18 protein-coding genes are annotated in these 22,330 nt (G+C 56.2%); 4 read left to right on the top strand and 14 right to left on the bottom strand.

What is annotated here, in order from left to right:
* Positions 1 to 105 precede the first annotated feature (105 nt).
* The 7 genes from BMZ43_RS18605 to BMZ43_RS18575 all read right to left on the bottom strand — a co-directional run bounded on the left by BMZ43_RS18605 (position 106) and on the right by BMZ43_RS18575 (position 6,954).
* The gene (locus tag BMZ43_RS18605; protein WP_093255649.1) at positions 106 to 1,503 is read right to left on the bottom strand and encodes a heavy metal sensor histidine kinase; all 1,398 of its coding nucleotides are present in this window, start codon (positions 1,501 to 1,503) and stop codon (positions 106 to 108) included.
* Positions 1,500 to 2,186, bottom strand: coding sequence for a heavy metal response regulator transcription factor (locus BMZ43_RS18600; RefSeq protein WP_093255646.1), 687 nt, complete (start codon positions 2,184 to 2,186; stop codon positions 1,500 to 1,502). Before BMZ43_RS18600 ends, BMZ43_RS18605 begins: the two co-directional genes overlap by 4 nt.
* 55 nt (positions 2,187 to 2,241) lie before the next feature.
* Positions 2,242 to 3,174, bottom strand: coding sequence for a copper homeostasis membrane protein CopD (gene copD, locus BMZ43_RS18595; RefSeq protein WP_093255643.1), 933 nt, complete (start codon positions 3,172 to 3,174; stop codon positions 2,242 to 2,244).
* Between the two features lie 2 nt (positions 3,175 to 3,176).
* On the bottom strand, positions 3,177 to 3,554 hold the full coding sequence (gene copC / locus BMZ43_RS18590; RefSeq protein WP_093255641.1) for a copper resistance system chaperone CopC: 378 nt from the start codon (positions 3,552 to 3,554) through the stop codon (positions 3,177 to 3,179).
* Between the two features lie 74 nt (positions 3,555 to 3,628).
* A complete protein-coding gene (locus tag BMZ43_RS18585; RefSeq protein ID WP_305881735.1) occupies positions 3,629 to 4,498 on the bottom strand; it encodes a copper resistance protein B in 870 nt (289 codons plus the stop codon).
* Between the two features lie 290 nt (positions 4,499 to 4,788).
* Positions 4,789 to 6,642, bottom strand: a complete 1,854-nt coding sequence (locus BMZ43_RS18580; protein ID WP_093255639.1) for a copper resistance system multicopper oxidase — start codon at positions 6,640 to 6,642, stop codon at positions 4,789 to 4,791.
* A 123-nt stretch (positions 6,643 to 6,765) separates the two neighbouring features.
* Positions 6,766 to 6,954 (bottom strand): co-regulatory protein PtrA N-terminal domain-containing protein, encoded by a 189-nt coding sequence (locus BMZ43_RS18575; RefSeq protein WP_093255637.1) that lies wholly within the window; start codon positions 6,952 to 6,954, stop codon positions 6,766 to 6,768.
* A gap of 951 nt (positions 6,955 to 7,905) precedes the next feature.
* Between BMZ43_RS18575 and BMZ43_RS18570 the strand changes: the two genes are divergently transcribed.
* Positions 7,906 to 9,177, top strand: a complete 1,272-nt coding sequence (locus tag BMZ43_RS18570; RefSeq protein ID WP_371913889.1) for an OprD family porin — start codon at positions 7,906 to 7,908, stop codon at positions 9,175 to 9,177.
* Between the two features lie 385 nt (positions 9,178 to 9,562).
* On the opposite strand, the gene BMZ43_RS18565 is transcribed toward BMZ43_RS18570, so the two are convergent.
* Both BMZ43_RS18565 and BMZ43_RS18560 read right to left on the bottom strand, forming a co-directional pair.
* On the bottom strand, positions 9,563 to 10,027 hold the full coding sequence (locus tag BMZ43_RS18565; RefSeq protein ID WP_093255635.1) for a DUF411 domain-containing protein: 465 nt from the start codon (positions 10,025 to 10,027) through the stop codon (positions 9,563 to 9,565).
* A 236-nt stretch (positions 10,028 to 10,263) separates the two neighbouring features.
* Positions 10,264 to 11,043: a cation diffusion facilitator family transporter gene (locus BMZ43_RS18560; protein WP_093255633.1), complete on the bottom strand. Its 780-nt coding sequence runs from the start codon at positions 11,041 to 11,043 to the stop codon at positions 10,264 to 10,266.
* A 68-nt stretch (positions 11,044 to 11,111) separates the two neighbouring features.
* Between BMZ43_RS18560 and BMZ43_RS18555 the strand changes: the two genes are divergently transcribed.
* Positions 11,112 to 11,546: a MerR family transcriptional regulator gene (locus BMZ43_RS18555; protein ID WP_093255631.1), complete on the top strand. Its 435-nt coding sequence runs from the start codon at positions 11,112 to 11,114 to the stop codon at positions 11,544 to 11,546.
* Between the two features lie 167 nt (positions 11,547 to 11,713).
* Here the strand turns inward: BMZ43_RS18555 and BMZ43_RS18550 are convergent, their stop codons facing one another.
* The 4 genes from BMZ43_RS18550 to BMZ43_RS18535 all read right to left on the bottom strand — a co-directional run bounded on the left by BMZ43_RS18550 (position 11,714) and on the right by BMZ43_RS18535 (position 17,699).
* On the bottom strand, positions 11,714 to 11,923 hold the full coding sequence (locus BMZ43_RS18550; RefSeq protein ID WP_093255628.1) for a hypothetical protein: 210 nt from the start codon (positions 11,921 to 11,923) through the stop codon (positions 11,714 to 11,716).
* 92 nt (positions 11,924 to 12,015) lie between these two features.
* A complete protein-coding gene (locus tag BMZ43_RS18545) occupies positions 12,016 to 15,153 on the bottom strand; it encodes a CusA/CzcA family heavy metal efflux RND transporter (protein ID WP_093255625.1) in 3,138 nt (1,045 codons plus the stop codon).
* 9 nt (positions 15,154 to 15,162) lie between these two features.
* Positions 15,163 to 16,434, bottom strand: coding sequence for an efflux RND transporter periplasmic adaptor subunit (locus tag BMZ43_RS18540; protein WP_093255622.1), 1,272 nt, complete (start codon positions 16,432 to 16,434; stop codon positions 15,163 to 15,165).
* 41 nt (positions 16,435 to 16,475) lie between these two features.
* Positions 16,476 to 17,699 carry a TolC family protein gene (locus BMZ43_RS18535; RefSeq protein ID WP_093255619.1) on the bottom strand — a complete coding sequence of 408 codons (1,224 nt, stop codon included), beginning with the start codon at positions 17,697 to 17,699 and terminating at the stop codon, positions 16,476 to 16,478.
* A gap of 252 nt (positions 17,700 to 17,951) precedes the next feature.
* Here BMZ43_RS18535 and BMZ43_RS18530 point away from each other — a divergent pair, with 252 nt between their 5' ends.
* The gene (locus BMZ43_RS18530) at positions 17,952 to 18,626 is read left to right on the top strand and encodes a heavy metal response regulator transcription factor (protein ID WP_027597896.1); all 675 of its coding nucleotides are present in this window, start codon (positions 17,952 to 17,954) and stop codon (positions 18,624 to 18,626) included.
* Entirely contained in the window at positions 18,623 to 20,041 is a 1,419-nt protein-coding gene (locus BMZ43_RS18525; protein ID WP_093255615.1) for a heavy metal sensor histidine kinase, read from the top strand. The genes BMZ43_RS18530 and BMZ43_RS18525 overlap by 4 nt, the downstream gene beginning before the upstream one ends.
* Before the next feature lie 1,649 nt (positions 20,042 to 21,690).
* On the opposite strand, the gene BMZ43_RS18520 is transcribed toward BMZ43_RS18525, so the two are convergent.
* On the bottom strand, positions 21,691 to 22,083 hold the full coding sequence (locus tag BMZ43_RS18520) for a DUF305 domain-containing protein (protein ID WP_093255611.1): 393 nt from the start codon (positions 22,081 to 22,083) through the stop codon (positions 21,691 to 21,693).
* Positions 22,084 to 22,330: the final 247 nt, after the last annotated feature.

Genomic DNA, 22,330 nt, shown 5'->3' with positions numbered 1-22,330 from the left:
GTATCGCCTAGAATTCGTCAGCGCTGATTTATGATGGGAATCCAACGCCACGCGCTTCCGCTCTACGCCTTATTATGCGTCTCCCGTTTGCAGCACCTATAGATGCTAAAAAGCCGAGGCTTCAGGTTGGCTTCGGTCAGCATGCCGTAAGAAGGTCAGAATGAATGCCGTCCGGTCTTCCTCGGAAATACACGAAATAGCGCCGCCATGGGCCTGCATCAAGGAACGGGCAATCGACAGCCCTAGTCCTGCGTTCCCGGCCCCCTCTCGACGCGCCGGGTCAGCCCGATAGAACCGGTCAAAGATTCGGTTCAGATGCTCAGGTGCTATTACAGGGCCTGGGTTCTCAACTCGCACCTCCACCCGTTCATCGTAGTCCTGGATGATTACTTCGATAGTTTCCCCTGGCGGGGTGTAACGCAAGGCATTGGACAGCAGGTTCGACACGACCCGATCTATCATCACGCTGTCTGCGAAGATCAAGGCGCTTCCTGACGCCCGCAACTGAATACCCTTGTCCTCCGCGAGAAACTCGTAATAGCCGAACAGCTTGCTAATTACTTTCTCTAGGTGGAGTTCTACCGGTTCAGGCACGACCAACCCGTTGTCGGACTTGGCCAGGAACAGCATGCCATCGATGATTCCCGATAGACGATTGAGCTCTTCCAGATTGGAAGTCAGGTTCTCCTCGTACACGTCCGAATCCCGCTTCTTGGCAAGGATCACCTCGGTATGCGTCCGCAAATTGCTGATCGGGGTGCGAAGCTCGTGCGCGATGTCGGCAGAGAAATTCGAGAGACGCATAAACGAATCATCCAGGCGACCGAGCATGGAATTGAAGGCGGTAATGAGCTCTCGCAACTCATCGGGCACTGGCTCCAAAGGAATACGTTGCTTTAAAGATCCTGCGGACATCGAGGCAGCTGTCTGAGTCACCTGGGCCACCGGACGCAGCCCGTTCTTGGCAACCAGCCAACCAAGTGCGGCGCTCAGCACGGTGCTGGCTATCAGAACACCCCAGAACCAGCGCTCCAGCATGGCAAAGAAGTGCATATGTGTCGTTACGTCCAAGACCAGCCACGCGGTCAGCGGAGAGCTGCTATCTGGCACCGAGAGTGGCGCCCTTAAAGCCCTGAACATATGTCCATCGCTTTTCCACTCCCACACGCCGTCGTGCTCGATCGCCTGCGCAAGGGACGGCGCTGATGATTGGGGAGGCTCTGCGAAAAAGAGGCTTCCGTCAGCCTTCAGAAAGACCGCACTGAGGTCGGAATGTGCTCCTAGGAGGGTATGCCAGCGAATCTTGAGCTGGTCCGAATTTGCGCCAGGCTCCTTAGCAATCTGGGCGATCGCTTCCAACTTTTCTTCCAGCGCTTGAGCATCCAGAGTGCGGAAGTGATGACGGCTCAGCTCGTTGAAAGCAATTGCTACGATAATGAGGACAGCAGAGACCGCTACTACGAATAACAGGCTCAAACGGAAGGTGAGTGAGCTTGGCCTCATCCTTCGTCCTGCGCCTCCAGCATGTAGCCCATTCCTCGGTAAGTGTGGAGCAGTTTCACCTCGAAGTTATCGTCAATCTTGGCCCTTAACCGCCGAATCGCTACCTCGATTACATTGGTGTCGCTGTCAAAATTCATGTCCCATACCTGGGAGGCAATCAGGGACTTAGAAAGGACCTCACCTCGCCGACGCATAAGCAACTCCAGCAAGGCAAACTCTTTGGCCGTAAGGTCGATTCGATTGCCGCCTCGCGCGGCTCGGCGTTTGAGTAGGTCAACCTGAAGGTCTCCGATTTGAAGATTCGTTTGAACCGGCAAGTTACTGCTGCTGCGCCGCAATAGCGTTCTGACCCGTGCGAGCAGCTCGGAAAAGGCAAACGGCTTGACCAGGTAATCATCAGCACCTAATTCAAGACCCTTGACTCGATCATCTACCCCATCCCGTGCCGTCAAAAACAACACCGGTACGGACTGACCTGCGGAGCGAAGGCGTTTGACGACCTCCCAGCCATCGAGTCCCGGCATCATCACATCAAGAATCAACAGGTCATAGGCTACAGCTTGCACCTGATCGATGGCATCGGTTCCAGTTATAACGCGATCCACCGTGAAGCCAGCCTCTCGGAGGCCCTGCTGCAGATAGATCCCGGTCTTGGGTTCGTCTTCTGCTACCAGTAGTTTCATACTCCAACCTCAGCGGCGCGATCTCGGTCTGGTGGAAATGCAGGCTCGGACAGGCTTACATTCCTGCTTCCATCTCAGGAGATAGGGTGCCAAGCCAGGCAACCAGACCCAGCACCAGAACAGCGGAGCCAAGCTCTAGCGCCATGCTGTAGCGGATGGACCGTGCTGCGCGAGTGTAGTCGCCCTGGTGCACAGCCTGCTCCAATGCCGGACTAAGGAAAAATCGGTTGGCCGAGGCCAACCCTATCATCCCGGTAAAGAGGACCAACTTACCGAGCAGTAGAGCGCCATAGGTGCTTTTCGTCAGGCTACTGATATGAGGTCCAACGATGAATAGATAATTCACCACACCCGTGAAGACGATCAGCGCCACAATCACTGCCCCAGCTCGCTCGAAGCTACTAAGCGTGCGTGACAGGATTTGAATTGACTCAAAGGTTTCTACTTTGCTGGGCCGTAGCATAAGAGCGAAAGCCACCAGTGCACCGAACCAGCCACTGGAGGCCAACAGGTGAAGGATGTCTGCACTAAAGTGCAAGAAGCGGCGGGAGCCTTCATCCATAGCACCGTGCCCGGCCCACGCTAACGTGGCCAGCGCAACGCCTGCCAGCAGCGACACCACCAATAGGCTCGCCATTGGCCAACGAGGGTTAAAGGCAATAGCCACAGCAACGGCCAAAAGTGCGACCATACGGATGAGCCAGGCGGTGCCGAGCTCCGTCTCGGCGACCATCATCTCCACGTGCGGCATGGCCTCCTTCCATTCCGCCGCCCCACTCATAGCCTTGGCCATTTGCACAATTGATACGGCCGAGAGCAAGAGGCCCACTAGCGCGGTTGCAGCCAGCAATGGCAGGAACGGCAATACCATGCCCGAGCGGCGTTCAGCGCCACGTAAGCTATAGAGGCCAAAGAGCGCCAGCCCGAACAGCATCATCAAATCGACATACAGGGCAAAGCGAAGTCCGACGCTGAACGGATCTTCCATGGTTATTTGACCTTGAACGTCACGCTACCGGTGATGGGGTGTGTGTCAGATGACACTGCCCGCCAATCGACCTTGTAAGTACCGGCCGTCAAAGGCGACGCAGGCGCGATGACCATAGTCTTGGGATCAGCACCGCCCGAAACCGCCGCTTTGATCGCCATCGGTGAATGCTCCATGCCGGGCATCGCTGTCATGACCAACTTCGCGCCGGAAAACTGGGTGACCAGATTTTCAGAGAAATGTAGTTCTATCTTCGCCGGCGCTGCGCCTTCACTGCCTTCGGCAGGCGTCGAAGACACCAGCTTCGGATGGGCTTGAGCCAGGGCACTGAGCAGCATTCCAGCGGCAAAGAACATTACGAAAGGTGCACGATTGAACATGCGAACTCCTACAGCCAAAGGGCCGTTCGTTGGGATGAAATCTAAAATTGTTAGGAATGAAACTTGAAGCCTAGTTAGAACCACATACGCACGCCCAGCACCAGACGGGCTTCGCTGCGATCTTCACCCTCCTCTCGGGCAAAATCAGCGGTATTGCCATAGGAGCGGTTCCAGGTAACACCGACGTACGGAGCGAACTCCCGGTAAATTTCGTACCTCAAGCGCACTCCAACTTCAGTCTCGGACAGGCCAGAGCCAATCCCGCGCTTAGGATCGTTGTGCCCATAGAAGTTGGCTTCAGCTGTGGGCTGTAATATTAGGCGGTTAGTCAGCAAAATGTCGTAATCGCCTTCCAACCTCAAGGCGGTTTGACCACCCTCTCCAAGGAAGGCAGTCGCTTCGGCTTCGAAGTTGTACAAGGCTAAACCTTGGAGACCAAACGCAGCCCAGGTCTGCGGTGAACCAGGCTTGAAGTCCTGCCGAACGCCGCCGACCACATCCCACCATGGACCAATCGAGTGTCCCCATAGCGCTTGTAATTCGGCAGATTCGGTTTTGCCGTTGGTACGCTCGCCCTCGGAGCGAATCCACAGCCGGTCGATGTCACCGCCGACCCAGCCGTTAACATCCCAGTTCAGGACACTGCCATTATTAGCGTCCTGCCATTCGAGCTGATCGAACAACAGGAAGTAGTTGAGCGCATCATCATGGACGGTATGACCTTTAGCACTTTGATACACCGCAGCCCGGTTGGCATCAGTGACGGGCGGGATAGGGGTGCGGCTTTGGGTGAGAGCTTCTGGCTTGCTAGGAGCCATGGTAGTCATTCCGGAGTCCATACCTTGCATGTTGGAATGATCCATCCCCTGCATCTGGCTGTGGTCCATCCTCTGCATCTGGGAATGATCCATCCCCTGCATCTGGCTGTGGGCCATCCCCTGCATTTGGGAATGATCCATCCCCTGCATCTGGCTGTGGTCCATCCCCTGCATTTGGGAATGATCCATCCCCTGCATCTGGCTGTGGTCCATCCCCTGCATTTGGGAATGATCCATCCCCTGCATCTGGCTGTGGTCCATCCCCTGCATCTTGGAATGATCCATCCCCTGCATCTGGCTGTGGTCCATGCCAGAACTGCCCGCCTCTGCAGCTAGGGCAATAGCCGGGGCGATGCTGAAGCTGGTGATGGCAAGCAGCGAACAAACTTGGAGTCGATTTATAGCGGTCACTGGCTTCACTCCTCTACCCGCACTTCGCGGAACATACCCATCTCCATGTGGTACAGCAGATGGCAGTGATAGGCCCATCGCCCAAGGGCATCGGCAGTCACGCGATAGCTGCGTTTGGAGCCTGGAGGCATATCGATGGTGTGCTTGCGTACCAGAAAGTTGCCCTCCTCGTCCTCTAAATCACTCCACATTCCGTGCAGATGAATTGGGTGCGTCATCATCGTATCGTTCACAAGCACGATCCTTACGCGCTCCCCGTATTTCAGAACCAGAGGGTGAGCTTCAGAGAACTTGATGCCGTCGAACGACCAAGCGAATTTCTCCATGTGTCCTGTCAGATGTAGCTCAATGGTGCGGCTTGGCTCGCGGCCATCAGGGTCTTCGAAAGCACTCCTAAGGTCAGCGTAGGTGAGCACCTTGCGCCCGTTGTTACGCAGGCCCAGGCCGGGGTCACTTAATTTGGCAGTAGGGGTCATCGCCTGCATGTCGACCAGCGGGTTGCTCTGCTCGCTCGCAGGATGGCCTTGCATCGTCATGCCGGCCATTCCAGCCATTGAGCTATGATCCATCCCTGGCATAGCGCTATGGTCCATGCCCTGCATGGTGGACATCTTGCTTTGGTCCATAGCCGACATGGGGTCGCCTCCCATGCTGCTCATGGCCTGCATACCGTCGCCGGAGCCTGAATCCATGCCGCTCATACTGCTATGGTCCATGGCGCCCATGCTACCGTGATCCATACCGCCCATACCCATATCGTCCATTGTGACGAGTGGTCGAGGATCGAGCGGCGGGACTTGGGCAACCAAGCCATCTCTTACGGCCAAGGTGCCACGGGCATAACCGGTACGATCCATGGATTGAGCGAAGAGTGTGTATGCGTCGGCAGTGGGCTCGACTATTACATCGTAGGTTTCGGCCACGGCGATGCGAAGCTCATCGACCTGAACTGGTTTAACGTACAAACCATCCGAAGCTACTACGGTCATTTTCAGGCCGGGGATACGGATATCGAAGTAGGTCATGGCGGAACCGTTGATGAATCGCAGACGCAGCTTTTCACCAGGACGGAACAAGCCGGTCCAATTCATATCGGGCGCTTGGCCATTAAGTAGGTAGGTGTAGGTCGCCCCGCTTACATCCGCAAGGTCCGTAGGGTTCATCTTCATCTCGGCCCACATCTTGCGATCCGCAAGAGTAGCGGCCCAGCCCTTATCAGCAACGTCATTGACGAAGTCGCCAACCGTGCGCTTGTGGAAGTTGTAGTAGTCGGACTGCTTTTTCAGCGTACGCATCAGCGAAGCCGGATCTTCATCTGTCCAGTCCGTCAGCATCACCACATGCTCACGGTCATACTTGAAAGGTTCTGGCTCCTTTGCCTCGATGACTAAGGGGCCGTACACCCCCAGCTGCTCCTGAAAGCCCGAGTGACTGTGATACCAGTACGTCCCGTTCTGTTGGACTTTGAACTGGTAAACGTACACACCGCCTGGCTCGATGCCCGCGAAGCTCAGTCCTGGTACGCCGTCCATATTGGGCGGCAAGATGATTCCGTGCCAATGTATGGACGTGGTCGTATCCAGTCTATTACGCACTCGTAGGGTGACCGTGTCACCCTCTTTCCAACGCAGCAAAGGCCCGGGTAAGCCTCCGTTAATCGCCATCGCCGTGCGACGTTTGCCAGTGATGTTTACCGGCATCTCACCAATTGACAGGTCGAACTCTTTACCAGAAAGCGTGCTGAGCGCGGGTAAGGCAGATGCCGCCCAGCCGGACGTACGCCATAAACCTAGTCCACCGAGCATGCCGGCAGCCGCAAGACCTTTCACGAAGGTACGTCGAGAACTTCTTGATTCCATACACGCGGGTCCAGAGGGCAAGGACGGCACTGAGGCCGTGCGAAGGAGGTAGTGAACGGGACAATGTCACAACTTCGTCAGCGGTACGATTACATTTTTGTAAGCATAGGAGATGCCGCGCCGTTAGCAAGATTCTTCAATTTTTGAAATTTTTGCCGCTACAGAGGCCGTCTCTGTTTCGGCCATTTTGCTAAGCGTTGTCTGTCGCGAATCCATCATTCGGGTGAGCATGCGGCCTGCGCCACCTTCCGAGAACGCAACAGTGGAGAAGGAAAAAACGAAGGTAAGTAGTGCAGGCTTGACCAGATTCATAATGGAGTACCTTGAGCTATACGCGCGGTATAACATGCCCTTGGGTATGAAGACCAATACAAACCCAAGAAGCTAACGCAGTGATGAACGCAAAACTACAATTTCGCAAACTTCCAGATCATCAACTATGCTTCCAACAATCTTCATCTCTTTGCTTCCAGGCAAGAAGCTGAAGCTGTTAAGCATGTAGCCCATGGAGGCGTCACTGCCATCGGAAACTAGGAAAAAATGCGCGTGCATTTAGAACAGACGCTGACATCCCAAATCTTTATCTTGACAACTAAGCGCACTGTAGAAATATGAAATATTTTGCATTATACCGAATCATAAGAACGACCAGTAATTACTGGAAATCGATCACTAGTCGACTAGCCTCTAAGTATCTTCCAAACTAAAACAGCGCACCGCAAAATGCGCAAATTTATCTACACCAAAATCAAAATAAACACCATATCTTCAGCTCATATCATCTTTAAAATAGATATCGACAAAGGCCGAGCCTCCTGACTTAAAGTCAACCTCCAACCCGACCAAATGCCCCGCTTGTTTATTCCCAGCACAGCAACAATGGTAGCTACCGGATAGCAATCTTATTATTCTTCCGCAAAGCAAAAGCATCAAAATTAAAAAGCCATAAAATTTACATTTCTTTAACGTCAAAGTCTCTGCCACTAGAGATCAGCGATTCAAACTGAAAACGTTACGCAATGAAAATTATACAAAATATCAGCAGCATCTCTAGATCATTATAAATCTGTACAGGCCGCGCGAGAGAATCTAGAAAATGACAAAATTGTAATGATATAGTCAGCTTCTTGAAAGGTTAACTATCGAAAAATAAGCCCTCAATAAGAAAAGACACGTCAGCTCATACCTGCCGAACCTTCTAGGAGAACCACCTTGCCCTCCCCTATAAAACCCCTATTGCTTTCCTCTTTATTTTTTTCACCACTGGCAGGCGCTGCTCTAGAAGAAAAAAACAGTCAAGGCTTTTTTGAAGACAGCTCTTTCTCCATTGTAAATCGCAACTATTATTTCAATAGAGACTTTAAAAAAGGCCAAGCGAATTCCGCAGGGAATGGTTATTCCGAAACGTGGGCGCATGGCCTGCTAGGATTTTTCAAATCAGGATACACACAGGGTACTGTGGGTGTAGGGATAGATGCAGTCGGTCTCCTTGGTTTGCGCTTAGATAGTGGCAAAGGTCGATCTGGAATAGGCGGCAGTGTCAACTTGCTTCCAGTAGACGATAACGGCAGTCCAACCGATGAATATTCAAAACTGCTTGGTGCTATAAAAGTAAAACTCCTAGAAACCGAGTTCAAATTTGGCGATGTGTTTCCAAGCACTCCCGTAGTACATTATGGGGGTTCTCGGCTTCTGCCAGAAAGCTTCAAAGGCATAACCCTCACAAACAGCAGGCTTGAAGCCTTAACAATTCAAGGTGGACGCTTACACGCGATGAGCCAGCCCCAAGAGAGCGAAACGGGTAGCGATTTCGTCACATTCTACGGCGGCCAAGTGAGCTCATCATACTTGTCGTACTTAGGCGGCGACTACAAGATCAACGAGTATCTCACCAGCAGCCTTTACACAAGCAAGCTCGACGACGCCTGGCGTCAATACTATTTTGGATCCATAGCAAGCTACCCTATCAATGATAGCTTAGCCATGACAGCGGGCTTCAATTATTACCGATCGATTGATGATGGAAAAAAACTTCTAGGAGAATTTACCACCAATATATGGAGTGTCAGCGGGGGGATTGTGGCTGGAGCACATTCCCTAACTCTTAGCTACCAACGCAACAATAGCGACAATGACTTTGACTACCTGAGACAGTCCGACTCTATCTATCTAAATAACTCAATCCAGTACAGTGACTTCAACTCCCCAGAAGAGCAGTCCGTACTACTGCGCTATGATATAAACCTTGCTCAATACGGCATTCCCGGATTAACCCTAATGACCCGCTACGGCAAGGGCTGGAATGCTGACTACTCTAACGCAAACCCAGTTTATATGCGCCGCGACGAAGGCGGGCTACCCCTGACGGACCAGCGCCGCTGGGAACGTGATATAGAAGCACGTTATGTAGTGCAAAGCGGCCCTGCAAAAGATTTGTCAATTCGACTGAGGCAGGCCACAACCCGCGCGAGCCAGTTTGAGTCAGACTTAGATGAAGTCAGAATAATAACCGAATACCCTCTTTCCATACTCTAAATAAGCAGCTGTTCTACGTACATCTTTTGTTCCTTTGGTTGGGATGTACGTCTTAGGGCGCCGAATGGCGCCCTTTTTTTTATCGCCATGGGCGCCATAGTCACACAGGGAAAGTAAATAACTAGCCTACCCTGACCGGCAAGGATCACATAGCAATATAAGTGTCGCCTTTCTAAAGCCTTTCTTGCCGATAACTCATAGTGACACACAGCGAAAGGCTTTCTTACCCTAGGCCTAAATCCTTACCAATCTAACATACACTGCGTACCGTAGACCGAATGACATTACTATTCGTGTACATCCTAGAGCATCCGCACTGTATGAGCCTTCTTGCTACCACAAGCCGAACCTCAAGCGAACCAAACTGCTTGATCGTGTGTCGGCCTTACTGCGCTGGATAGTCGCTTACGACTACCTGTTCTCCGGTTTTTTTCACCCCCACGATCTGATAAGCATTTCTACGATTCCCGTATTCCATACCCGGCGATCCCATGGGCATGCCCGGCGCGGCTACGCCTGCGAGGTCCTCTCGTTTCGCTAGCTCATTGATTTGCTCCACCGGAACATGGCCTTCTACGAATTTTCCGTTTACCACTCCGGTATGGCACGACATCAATTTCTCAGGTACTCCCAGCTTGGCCTTTAGCGGACTCATGTTGGCTTCCAAATGGTCGTTCACCGTAAAGCCGTGATCTCGAAGATAGGCAATCCATTTGGAGCAGCAACCGCAGTTGGGGTCTCGATACACATCAATCAGCTCACCAGCATCAGCTTGCGCTAACGAGGCAGTAGCCAGCGTAGCGAGAACGGCTAGACGCTGCATAGCTGAGGTAAGGCCTTTAATCTTCATAATTTTTTAGTCACCTGATTAGTTATTACTGGCGAGGACCGGCCCGTAGTGATTTCCTGCTCGCTAGCTCGTCCTGTTGCATTGCAGCAGGAACATGGACTGGTTATTGGAAGAGACCTCTGTGCATTTGACCAAAGACTGCGGCCTAGATCGTTGCACTGAGCACCGCTGCTATGCCACTTGGTGGTCCGGGCATGCATTGGCAACAGCCCAAGATTCGACACAATCCGTCTCTTCTACTTTGGCTGATTGCCACAGGCGCTACCAGAACAGCATCCCCCGGATGTTTGGGCGCGTTGTGCAGGCTTAACGGCCGCCACCTGCGGCGCGCTATCGCAGCACGGTGTGACAACGCTAATAACGCGTGCGGATACAGGAGTTGCAATTGGCACCGTCCGCTCGGAATCCGCCTGCCAGGCTTTCAAGGCCTCACGAATAACCTGCCGAGCCGAGTGCAGGAAAAGCGCAGCGATAGCCAAGCCGACCAAGACGTCCGGCCAGAGGCTGCCACTCACAGCCACAAGTACGGCAGCCACTACCACGCTTGCATTGGCCACCAGGTCATTCCGTGAGCAAATCCAGGTCGACCTCATGTTCAGATCGTCCGCTCTATGGCTGTACAGGAGATAGAAGCAGTAGGTGTTGGCTAGGAGTGCGGCTAGGCCAACGATGCCCATCCAGTCGGCCAGCGGCGCCTCCTGCAGAATCAGCTTACGCACTGCGTCTGCGATCACCACCAAGCCGAACAGCAACATGAAGCCACCTTTCACCAGCGCCGCGCCAGCCCGGGCTCGTTCGCTACGGTTCAGGACGAACAGCGTCAGGGCATAGACCGAGGCGTCCCCAAACATATCCAGCGAGTCCCCCAGCAGCGCGGTCGAGCCCGCCAACCAACCGGCCGTGAACTCAACCAGGAACATGACGGCGTTGATCGCTAGCACAATGTAGAGGACGCGGCTCTGACGACTCCGTAGCTGAGCGAGTTCGCTAGCTTTGTTTTCACAGCAACTGTCCATGGCACCCTCTCTGCAACACTTAGGATTTGCCTTAGGCTGAGGGTTATAGTCGCTATAAGGTCAACACCATGAACGTCAGCACCTACACCATCGGTCAGTTAGCCAAGGCCACGGACACCAAGACCGTCACCATCCGCTACTACGAAAAGGAAGGCTTACTGCCTAGCTCAACACGTTCAGTGTCAGGCTATCGGCTGTATGGCCCAGTTGAGCGGGATCGGCTGCAATTCATCAGGCGCGCCCGAGCGCTGGGCTTTAGCCTGGACGAAGTGCGCGAGCTACTCGGCCTGGCAGATCGCCAACAATCACCCTGCGATGCCGTGGATAGCTTGGTTGCGGAACACTTGCGGCAGGTACGGTTGAGGCTGGCCGATTTGCAGGCATTGGAGGGCGAACTGCAGCGTCTGTTAGCGTGCTGCCACGGCGGGACGATCTCGGAGTGCAGGATCATCGAAGCGCTTGTCAGCAGTGCCAAATCGCAAAAGGCGGGAACCTCTTGCTAGAAGTCAGTCGAGATCGACCCCACTTCGCAGGAACTTGCATTGTCAGGTCTTAACCGGAAGCGTTATCAACCACCGGCCATGTGTACATCATTCCAAGCAGTTTTGCTGAGTAGAGGCCGCAAGACGTGGCCATAAGCGATGCTATGATCGCTCATGGCCACAGGCTGTCAGTTCGTCGCCTGAACACTGCCTGTTTTGTCTGACTGGCGACCTTCTTTCGCCAACGTCTCATGCATCTCCCGGTGCTGCTTGAGAGCCGCTTGGCTCTCTCGGAAGTCTGCATTTTGCGATATAGAACGCTCGCTGCCATCGGCAGCAAAGCTGATATTTGCAACGACGAGTACGGCGGCAGCCACGGCAGCTTTAACGAAAGTCATGATGTTTTTTCCTTCTAGAGTGTAGCGTGGGTATGAGTATCACTCTAGACGGACTTGGCTGACGCCAGGATGAGCCGCGCATTACAATTCCGTCATCCTGCGCCTGCAGTTTCGCGCCGGCGCAGGACGCTGTGGTAGAGCGCAGGCAAGACCAGCAGTGTCAGGGCGGTGGAGGACAGGATGCCGCCGATCACCACGGTTGCCAGCGGGCGTTGTACCTCCGCGCCGGTGCCCGTCGCCAGCGCCATGGGAATGAAGCCCAACGAGGCCACCAGCGCGGTCATCAGCACCGGCCGCAGGCGGACCAGGGCCCCCTCGCGCACGGCGATGTCCAGCGGCTTGCCCTCCTCCAGCAGGCCACGGATGAAGGAGACCATCACCAAGCCATTGAGCACCGCGACGCCCGACAGCGCGATGAAGCCTACGCCTGCCGAAATCGACAAGGGAATGTCCCGTAGCCACAACGCCAGCACTCCGCCCGTCAAGGCGAAGGGAATGCCGGTAAACACCACGAGGCCGTCGCGCAGATTGCCGAACATCATGAACAGCAGCACGAACACCAGCAGCAAGGCCACCGGCACCACGAGTTGCAGCCGGGCGGCAGCAGCCTGCAACTGCTCGAATTGGCCGCCCCAACTGGTCCAGTAGCCTGCGGGAATGCGTATCTGGTCCGTGATGGCGGCGGTGGCATCCGCCACGAAGCTACCCAGATCCCGATCACGCACATTGGCACTGACGATCACAAGGCGCTTGCCGTCTTCACGGCTGATCTGATTCGGCCCCAGTACCGATTCCAGGCGCGCCACATCGGCCAGGGGGATGAACTCGACGCGGCCTTCCACCGCTGGCAATGGAATGGGCAGGCGCGCCAATACCGCCGGATCGCTGCGCAGGGTCTCAGGGAGACGGATCATCAGATCGAAGCGACGATCACCCTCGAAGAGCGTGCCGGCCTTGCGTCCGCCGAGCGCCGTTGCGACCACATCCTGGATGTCACCGACATTGAGGCCGTAACGCGCGGCTCGCTCACGATCGATCTGCACGCTCAGCAGCGGCAGCCCACCGGTCTGCTCCACCTTCACCTCGGCAGCGCCGGTGACCTTCTGCAACACCCTGGCAATGTCCGCAGCGGTCTTGTTCAGCACCGCCATGTCATCGCCAAAGACCTTGACCGCCACATCGCTGCGCACCCCGGAAATCAGCTCGTTGAACCTCAGCTGGATCGGTTGCGACAGCTCGTAGTTGCTACCGGGGACGCGCGCAGCCGCCGCCTCCAGCTCGGCCATCAGCTGCTCGCGCGACTTGCCTGGATCGGGCCACTGCGCCTGTGGCCTGAGCATCACATAGCTGTCGGAGATATTCGGCGGCATCGGATCCGCGGCGATCTCGGCAGTGCCGGTACGCGCGAATACCCGCTCCACCTCGGGTATCCGATCCAGGATGGAGCGCTCCAGGCGCTGCTGCATGTCCACCGACTGCCCCAGGCCGGTACCCGGCACCCTGAGCGCCTGCAGCGCGAAATCACCTTCGCTCAAGCTGGGCACGAATTCACTGCCCAGGCGCAGTGCCAGCAGCGCCGTCAGCACCACGCTCAGGCCAGCGCCGGCGAAGACCAGTGGCCGCCGACGCATGGCTGCATCCAGCGCGACGGCATAGCCGCGCCGCGCCGCGCTCATCAGCCGATTGTCCTTTTCCTGCACGCGACCCGTGACGAACAGCGCCACGGCCGCCGGGACGAAGGTGATGGACAGCAGCATGGCGCCCAGCAGGGCGATCACCACGGTGAAGGCCATGGGATGGAACATCTTGCCTTCCACACCCGTCAGGGCGAACACCGGCAGATAGACCACCATGATGATCAGCTGTCCGAAGATGAGGGGTCTTCGCGCCTCGCGGGCGGCGGCGAACACTTCCTGGAACCGCTCCCTGCGGTCGAGCACCCGGCCGTGCCGCCCCTGGGCATGAGCCAGCCGGCGGATGGCATTCTCCACGATCACCACGGCGCCATCGACGATGATGCCGAAGTCGAGCGCACCCAGGCTCATCAGGTTGGCGCTGACCCGATTCGCGGCCATACCGCTGAAGGTGAAGAGCATCGAGAGTGGAATCACCAGCGCCGTAATCAGCGCCGCGCGCAGATTGCCGAGGAAGACGAAGAGCACGGCGATGACCAGCAGCGCACCTTCCACGAGATTCTTACGTACCGTGGCGATCGCCTTGTCCACCAGCGTGGTGCGATCGTACACGGCGACCGCCTGCACGCCTTCCGGCAGGTTGCGGTTGATCTGAGCCAGGCGCTCAGCCACTGCCAGGGCCACCTCGCGGCTGTTCTCGCCCACGCGCATGAAGACGGTGCCGAGTACCGCCTCCTCGCCATTTTCGGTAGCCGCCCCGGAACGCAACTCCTGCCCTACCCCAACCGTGGCCACATCCCGGACCCGTACCGGGGTACCGTCCACGGTAGCGAGCACGATGGTGGCGATATCCTCGACGGAGCCGAGCTGACCTGGTACCCGGATCACCAGCTGCTCCCCGGCGCGCTCGATGAAACCGGCGCCGACGTTGGCATTGTTCCGCTCCAGCGCCACCGCCAGTTGTTCCAGGGTGATGCGATAGCCGGCCAGGCGCTTGGGATCAGGCGCGATCTGATACTCCTTGGCATAGCCGCCAATGGTGTTGACTTCCGCCACACCGGGTACGGTGCGCAACTGGGGTTTGACGATCCAGTCCTGGATCTCCCGCAGATCGGTGAGCGTATAGGCTTCGCCGTCAGCCCGGCGCACCTGGGGCGCCGCCTTCACCGTCCAGAGGAAGATCTCCCCAAGCCCCGTGGACAGCGGACCCATGTTGACCTCCACACCCTCTGGCAGGGCTTCGCGTGCCCCCTGAAGGCGTTCGCTCACCTGCTGGCGAGCGAAGAAGAGGTCAGTCCCGTCGGCAAAGATGACACTGATCTGCGCAAACCCCGAGCGCGACAACGACCGAGTCCGCTCCAGCCCGGGCAAGCCGGCCATGGCCGTTTCCAGGGGATAGGTGACCCGCTGTTCGACCTCCAGCGGCGAAGCGCCCGGTACTTCCGCGTTGATCTGTACCTGGACGTTGGTGATGTCTGGCACCGCATCGATGGGCAGGTGGCGATAGCTGTAGATCCCGAGTGCGGCGATGCCGAGCGTGGCGAGCAGCACCAGCCAGCGCTGCTCGATGGCGAAGCGAAGAATACGTTCGAACATGATGCGCCCTTAGTGGGAGTGCTCGGCCGAGCCCTTGCCCAGTTCCGACTTGAGAATGAAGCTGCCGCGGTCGGCCACTACCTGGCCGGCGCTCAAGCCCTGACGAATCTCTGTGCGCTCACCGTCCCGGACCCCGGTGACCACGGGTGTCGCCTGAAAGCCGTCTGCCGTCCGGACGAACACCACGGTGCGATCCTCCACGACATGCACGGCGCCACTGGGCACGCCCAGTACCTTGTCCCGTCGCTCGTCATCGAGCCGCACCGTGACAAACAGACCCGGGCGCCAGGCGCCCTCCGGATTGGCCAGGGTGACGCGGGCGGTCGCCGCCCGGGTCTGCTCGCCCAGCAGATTGCCGACATGCGCCACGGTGCCCTCGGTGCGGCTGTCCAGCTCTCCTGCGATTACCTCCACCGTTCGGCCAACGGTCACTCGATCGAGGTCGCGTGCGGGAACGGCGAATGTGGCCCAGACGCGGGACAGGTCGGTGAGCGTGAAGAGATTGCTGGTTTCGTCCACCCGCTCACCCAGGACCAGGTGCTTCTCCACTACCACGCCGTCGAAGGGCGCGCGCAGCTCGTAGCGACTGCCGCCCAGAGCGGAAGCCGCTCCACCCAGGGCCTGGGCTTTCTGGCGGGCGTTGCGGACGGCGATCTCGGCTTCCTGCAGGGTCTGCCGCGCCTGCAGCAGATCCTGCTCGGCACTGATCCGCTCCTGCCAGAGGCTCTGCTCGCGGGCATAGAGGGTGCGCGCCAGTTGCAGACGCTGCTGTGCGGTCGCCAACTCGCTGCGCACCTCGGACAGCTGTTCGCTGGCAATGACTGCCAGCACCTGCCCCTTGCGCACCCGGTCCCCGAGATTGGCCTTCACCTCCTCGATGATGCCGGGGGTTCGCGACACGACATGCGCGGTGCGATCCTCATCGAAGCGAATCTCGCCGGGGAGACTCAAGGAGGCGCCGACGCTCACCGGCGTGACCACCTGGGTCTCGATGCCGGCCGCACGAATTTGCTCCTCCGTCAGCTCGATTTCACCTTCGGCATGGCCCTCCTCCCCATCGGCATGTGCGCCCTCAACTGCCTCATGATCCTCTTTGCTTTCGGCAGGATCCGTGCGGGGTTGGGTCGTACCAGCATTGGCGTCTGCCACCTTTGCCGCTACTGGTGCAGAAGATTCTGGATGGTCATGGCCGGCACCCGCCTGAACCCTGGCAAAGGGCAGCCCGATACCAAGTACCGTGATCAGCAGCAACAATCTCGGCCTCAATGAAATCATGGTCATGCAAGAACTCCGCACCCGGTTTAGTCCCGGGATTTGTAGCGTCATGGGGAAGTGAAGAGCGGGCCGTGAAGGCGTTCAAGGCGGGTCCATGCCTCAATCTGCGCACGCTGGGAGAGCAGGTACTGCCCCCTGGCCGAAATCAGGGCGCGCTGGGCTTCAAGCACGTCTAGCTGGGCAAAACGGCCCAGCGAGAATCCACGCGTAAGGTCGTCGACGGTGCGTTGGCCAGCCGGCAATATTCGGTTGCGCAGGTCATCAACGTCTGCTGATGCGCTGCGCCAGTCACGCAGCGCTTGAAGGGTCTCGGCCTGAACTTGCAGCTCGGTCGCTCGCTGTAGATCGCGGGCCTGGTCGGCGCGACTGGAGGCCGCGAGCAGGTTGCCCTGGTTACGATCGAAGAGCGGTAGCGGGAGCGAGAAGCCCACCAGATTGACCCGCTCCCCCTCGAGCTCGTCGTATTGGCTGCCCAGGCTCACCCGCACGTCCGGATAGCGCTGGCTGCGCTGCAGATCGACGTCGGCATCCCCGGCGGCTACCTGCCACCGCGCCTTGAGCATTGCCGGTGTCTGGCGGATCGCCTGCAGCAGCAGGGCTTCGCCGGGAGGTGCGGGCAGACGATCCAGGTCACCGACCGGCTCACCGAGCTCGGTCACGGAGATACCCAGTTGGCGGGCAAGACTCACCCGCGCGTTGTCACGCTGCTGCAGTGCGCGTCTCAGCTCCAGCCGCTGGGTGACTTGCTCTACTTCAGCGCGGGTGCCTGATACCGGCGAGATCTTGCCGGCACGTATCTGCGATGCTGAGCTGTCTAGGCTACGCTGGGCCAACGCCTGCGACTGCTCGGCGAGACGTACTCCCTCTTCGGCGAGTAACAGTTCGTAAAAGCTTTGGATAATGTCCGCCCGTAGCGCATAACTTCGCGCCGTGAGTTCGGCGTCGACGACAGCGGCGTTAGCCTCCGCCAACGCAACCCGCGCGGCGCGCTTGCCTCCCAGTTCGAAGGGCTGGGTAAGGGTTACGCTGCGGGTCTGACTTGAAGAGCGGGTATCCTCTACCTCGAAGGCCAGCTCTGGATTTGGTATGAGACCGGCCTGCTGGCGTGCCCCCACCGCTGCGGCGGTCTCTTGGCGGGCGGCCAGGTAGTCGGGACTGTCGCGAAGGGCTTGAGCGAGCGCCTGCTCCAAGGTGAGCGGTGCAGCCTGGATGGGGCCACCAGCCAGTAGGAGACCTAGCCCGAAAAGCAGGCCCGTCAGGCGAGCGGACATGGAGTGTCGACAGCGAGGGTGTAACGGCACGACGGCGGCTCCTGTGCGGAAGGCGCGACGCCCGAAGGGATCGTCGCTCGATAGCGGAAGCCGACTCTAAGGAGCCCTACCTATCGCTCCGGTGACGCCAACATTACAAAGTTGCAAGGAAGTTGCTGTCGTGCAGGTATACCGGCACGCTTGCTCGCTTGATCCTCTAGCGACTACAGGCTTCAGCCTGCGCCACATTCTCTACACGACCGACAAAAAACGATGCGCTTACTGATAGTGGAAGACGAAGCTCGGGCCGCGGACTACCTGCAGCAGGGTCTCACGGAGAATGGCTATGTGGTCGATCGCGCCGCGAACGGGATCGATGGTTTGCATCTCGCCCTGCAGCAGGACTACGACCTGATCCTGCTGGACATCAATCTGCCGACGATGGATGGCCTGGAGGTTCTGGAACTACTCCGGCGACGCAAGCAAACTCGGGTGATGCTGCTAACGGGCCAAAGCCGAACCAGCGAACGCGTCCGAGGACTGGACGCTGGTGCTGACGACTACTTGACTAAACCGTTCGAATTTCCAGAGTTGCTTGCCCGTATTCGCGCACTGCTACGGCGCGGGGATACGCGGCAGGTCAGCGATACGCTACAACTGGCCGATCTTGAGCTGCATCCATTTCGCCATCGTGCCTTCCGCGGTGACCAGCGGATTGACCTGACCAGTAAGGAATTCGCTCTGCTTCAGCTGCTCATGCAGCGCCAAGGCGAGGTGCTCTCGCGCACTGAAATCATCTCAAGAGTCTGGGACATGAATTTCGACTGCGACACCAACGTGGTCGAAGTCGCTGTCCGACGCCTGCGGATGAAGGTCGATGAGCCTTTTGGTGAGCCGCTTATCCATACCGTACGGGGTGTTGGCTACGTGATGGAGCGGCGGTCATGAAACCCATGAGCCTGGCCTTGCGCCTGGGACTGATTGTTACAGGCGTGGGCTTGCTTTTGGCAACCGTTTTGGTGGTTCTGGTGTACGGCGTTTTGGCCCGCGAGTTGGATAAGCGCGCAGTTGACCAGCTGCAATCTAAATTGGGACAAATCCAGCACAGCTTGGAAGAGCGCCCCACGGATCCTGGAGCACCTTGGCAGCACATGTTGGCTGACGCGCTGCTCGGTCACGACGAGCTGTCTGTGACGGTGCTGTCTTCCGACGATGGCGCTCCCCTGTATGGTCTCGGCTCACACGCCTATGCTGAGGAGCTGCGACAAGGAAATTGGCCGAATGGCCAGACAATGGCCTGGCATGCCGACGACGGTCACGATCTGCTAACCGTTCGGGCAGACTTGGCAATCCCAGGCTTGCCCGCGCAGCGGCTGCTGCTAAGCCAGGACCGCAGTAGCGATAATTTTCTTCTTGATGCTTTCCTGCGCGCGGCTCTGATAAGCCTACCAATTTTACTGCTGCTAATCGGCGCCGCAGCTTGGTGGACAGGTTACCAAGGCCTGGCACCATTACGGCGCTTTCGCCGTACTACACGCGCCGTTACCACTCGGCAGCTGTCACTGCGGCTTGATGACACCGACCTGCCTGCGGAAGTGGCTGATCTAGCAGCCGCGCTGAACACTATGCTGGAGCGGCTCAATGCCGGCGTGCAGCAGCTTGATCGCTTCGCAGACGACGTCGCGCACGAGTTACGTGCCCCTCTAGGTACGTTGGTAGGTCGTACACAGATGGTATTGAGCCGAAAGCGAGATGAGGCGACATACCGGCAGGCGTTGGAGGAATCGTTGGATGAGCTGGACCGCTTGGGTCGGATCGTCGAGGACATGCTGCTACTGGCTCGACTGGATAGCCAGGAGCCCCTGCGCTCACCGACTCGAGTGAACGTTGATCAGGAAGCGCTCAAAGTCTGTAGCCTGTTCGAAGCCTATGCCGAGGCGCACGAAATCGAGCTGGTGGTCAAAGGTCACCTTGCAGTTGAAGGTGACAAGCTGATGATTCAACGTGCGCTTTCAAATTTGCTATCGAATGCGATTCGTCACGCGAATCCTAAAACACCGGTGTACATAGAGCTGGTAGCTCAAGAACACGGCGCTGGTGGCCACGTAGCTGTGATCAACCAAGGCAAGACGATTGATCCGCAGGACCTTCCCAAAATCTTCGAGCGCTTTTACCGATTGGGTAACCGGCAAACAGGCGGCAATGGACTAGGGTTGGCAATCGTACGCGCAATCATGGCTTACCATCAGGGGCAGGTGCAGGTCGAAAGTCAGAAAGGAAATACGAGCTTCGTCCTGACATTTCCCCCTATTTTCTCTTCTGCCCCCACCACAAAGATTAATGGCAGTCTCACCGTCCGCTAGCCCTCGTGGAATATGTAGGTATTATGTATGGGACTGCTTGGGTCCGAGATAGGGTGCTTGGATACGGATCAACTCCGCTAGTCTTGCAGCGGTGCAAACGACAAAAGGCTCCTTTCCCGCCTTGTTCCCCTTGCCTATTATTGAGCGTGCGGCTCTGTTGGACAGGACGTTTAGCTTGGATAGGGAGAGTTCAGGGCTAGTCAAAAAGCACGTATAGGGGTTTTATATTCCTTTGCCCTGGAGATGCTTTGATCCTTGCAAAGAAGGTAGGAGGACCGACTGCGTTAGTCTGACTGATGCTGGTTGTACTCATAACTACCCGCCTAGCTAAGGGAGCTTCTGAAGGTGACGCTCTGCACCAACCTGCCGTAGGTAAAGATGCGGCTGGATCGCCTCGCTTTAACGGACAACCGCCAACGCGCCAGGCTGCTAGCTGCCCGCTAGGTACGGCCGAGAGCGCGTCATGCTAATTGCTGCATCGATCTTCGTCCTACTCTGGTCCGGGAGATATGGTAGCCACAACAGTTGGGGTTGGCTCGAGCACAGTAGGAGATGCAGTAGTCCCGCTATGATCTGTAGCTTCGTCCGTGATGCAACGGCTATCTTCACCGCCGTGATCATAATCAGCCTGGTGCTGGAGGAAGTACTTTTTCAAGTAGACAGCACTTTAATCACGGCGAGACGCCTACTGTCATGCAGGTCAGTAGCGAATCCCAATCGTTGAATACGGTGAATCAGCTGCGGGTGCTCGGCCGGTAGATGCGCATGATGATCACCCCAAACGGGACGCATGAAGCCCTCGGCCATTATAAAAAGGAAGCAAACATCATGGGAAAGCTAATAAAATTAGCGCTCCTCAACGGAGGCCAAGCCCCCACTGACTGATCTTAATTTAGAGCAAAATGATAGTACTGATATTCGCTAAGCACTAGTTAAATCATGCTCGATATAATCGACCTGTCACAGCTAGCCTGAGGCACTCTGTGCACTTCATCTCCCGTCACACCTGGAAGAGATTCAAGCGCGAGCCATGGTGAAGTGTAGAGACGAGGATAGGCCTAGGCAATAGACCCTGTTGCACTGAAACTAAATGTGAACGGTATGCATAATCCATTTTGAATACACAAATTGCAAATTGCAATTTGCAAAGGCCATATCGCTATCTCGATATGCCCCAATCAGCAACGATTGTTAGGCATTGAACCATAGTATCGCTAGGCAAGCTTATTTGCAGAGATGAAGGGAAAAAATCTAATTGGTGCAGCGTGTAGATAAAAATATCGATAACGAGGAATAGCGAAAGCGCTATACGCACATGTTGCGCCCTCCACAAAAAAACATTGGTAAAACCTCCGTGCCGAAATATTCGAGCATGGCTGGCGCAAAGTACGTGACAAGATCACATATGGTCTGGCTGTCGCCCAGTCGACAATATTTACAGTACTGCAAATAGACCAAGAGAAAAACTAATAGCGATGACTACCATTGGCAGATAGCCATCGCTAATTAAGCAGGCGACCGGATGAAGCATTAGCAAGCAAATGGCATCAAGACGATGATTGTCACCTCGCCCCCCTGCCAAGACAGATGCGTACGCCGGCAGAATACTTACTATCACTTAATCGCCAAACAAGACACAAAAGAAATAGCTACTTATTAATCCATAAGTTGAGCTCATTAATGCTTTTGTTCTGCTCTGCTATGTTTCTTTCCGCCATTTCCCTTATAACAGGATCGCTAGTGTACTTAAGAACAACATTTGACATTTCAATCGCACCTTTATGATGCTCGACCATCATTCTTGCCCAAGTTGCCGACGGATCTGCACTCATGCTTCTCATCATTCCCTGATCCATTTTCTGCATCGCTTGTTTGTAACCTTCGGATGCTCCATTAACCCTTACAGACGACTCTACGCTTTCTGATCTGCCTTTATCTGTGAATGCAGCATGAGCGCTATTATTATCCGCAAATGACAACTGCGCAGAAAATAAAAAAACAAGACCCGCCATAGATACACCCGCCAAACGATGTTTTGTCATAGCACACCTCATATCATAGTACAGAAAAGGGCCAATCCTTCGGCAAGAACGTAGCACTCTACGTCTAAGATAGACTAGTCGACAAAAAGTGCCTTGTCCAACTCTTAGATTACATTCTTGTAAGGTTGGACACCCCTCTTTTCGACCCTTAATGTAGTGTCAATCGTCAAAAATTATTCGGAGCAACAACCGCATGAAAGACTGGAGATCAGTATTCACGTATAGCAGCGGTGTAAACGCCCAACTG

Origin of the sequence: Pseudomonas sp. Snoq117.2, from assembly GCF_900110545.1 — a bacterium.
Taxonomy (GTDB): Bacteria; Pseudomonadota; Gammaproteobacteria; order Pseudomonadales; family Pseudomonadaceae; genus Chryseomonas; species Chryseomonas benzopyrenica.
The sequence above is the reverse complement of the archived record's forward strand: the minus strand, read 5'-3'. Positions and strand labels throughout refer to the sequence as shown.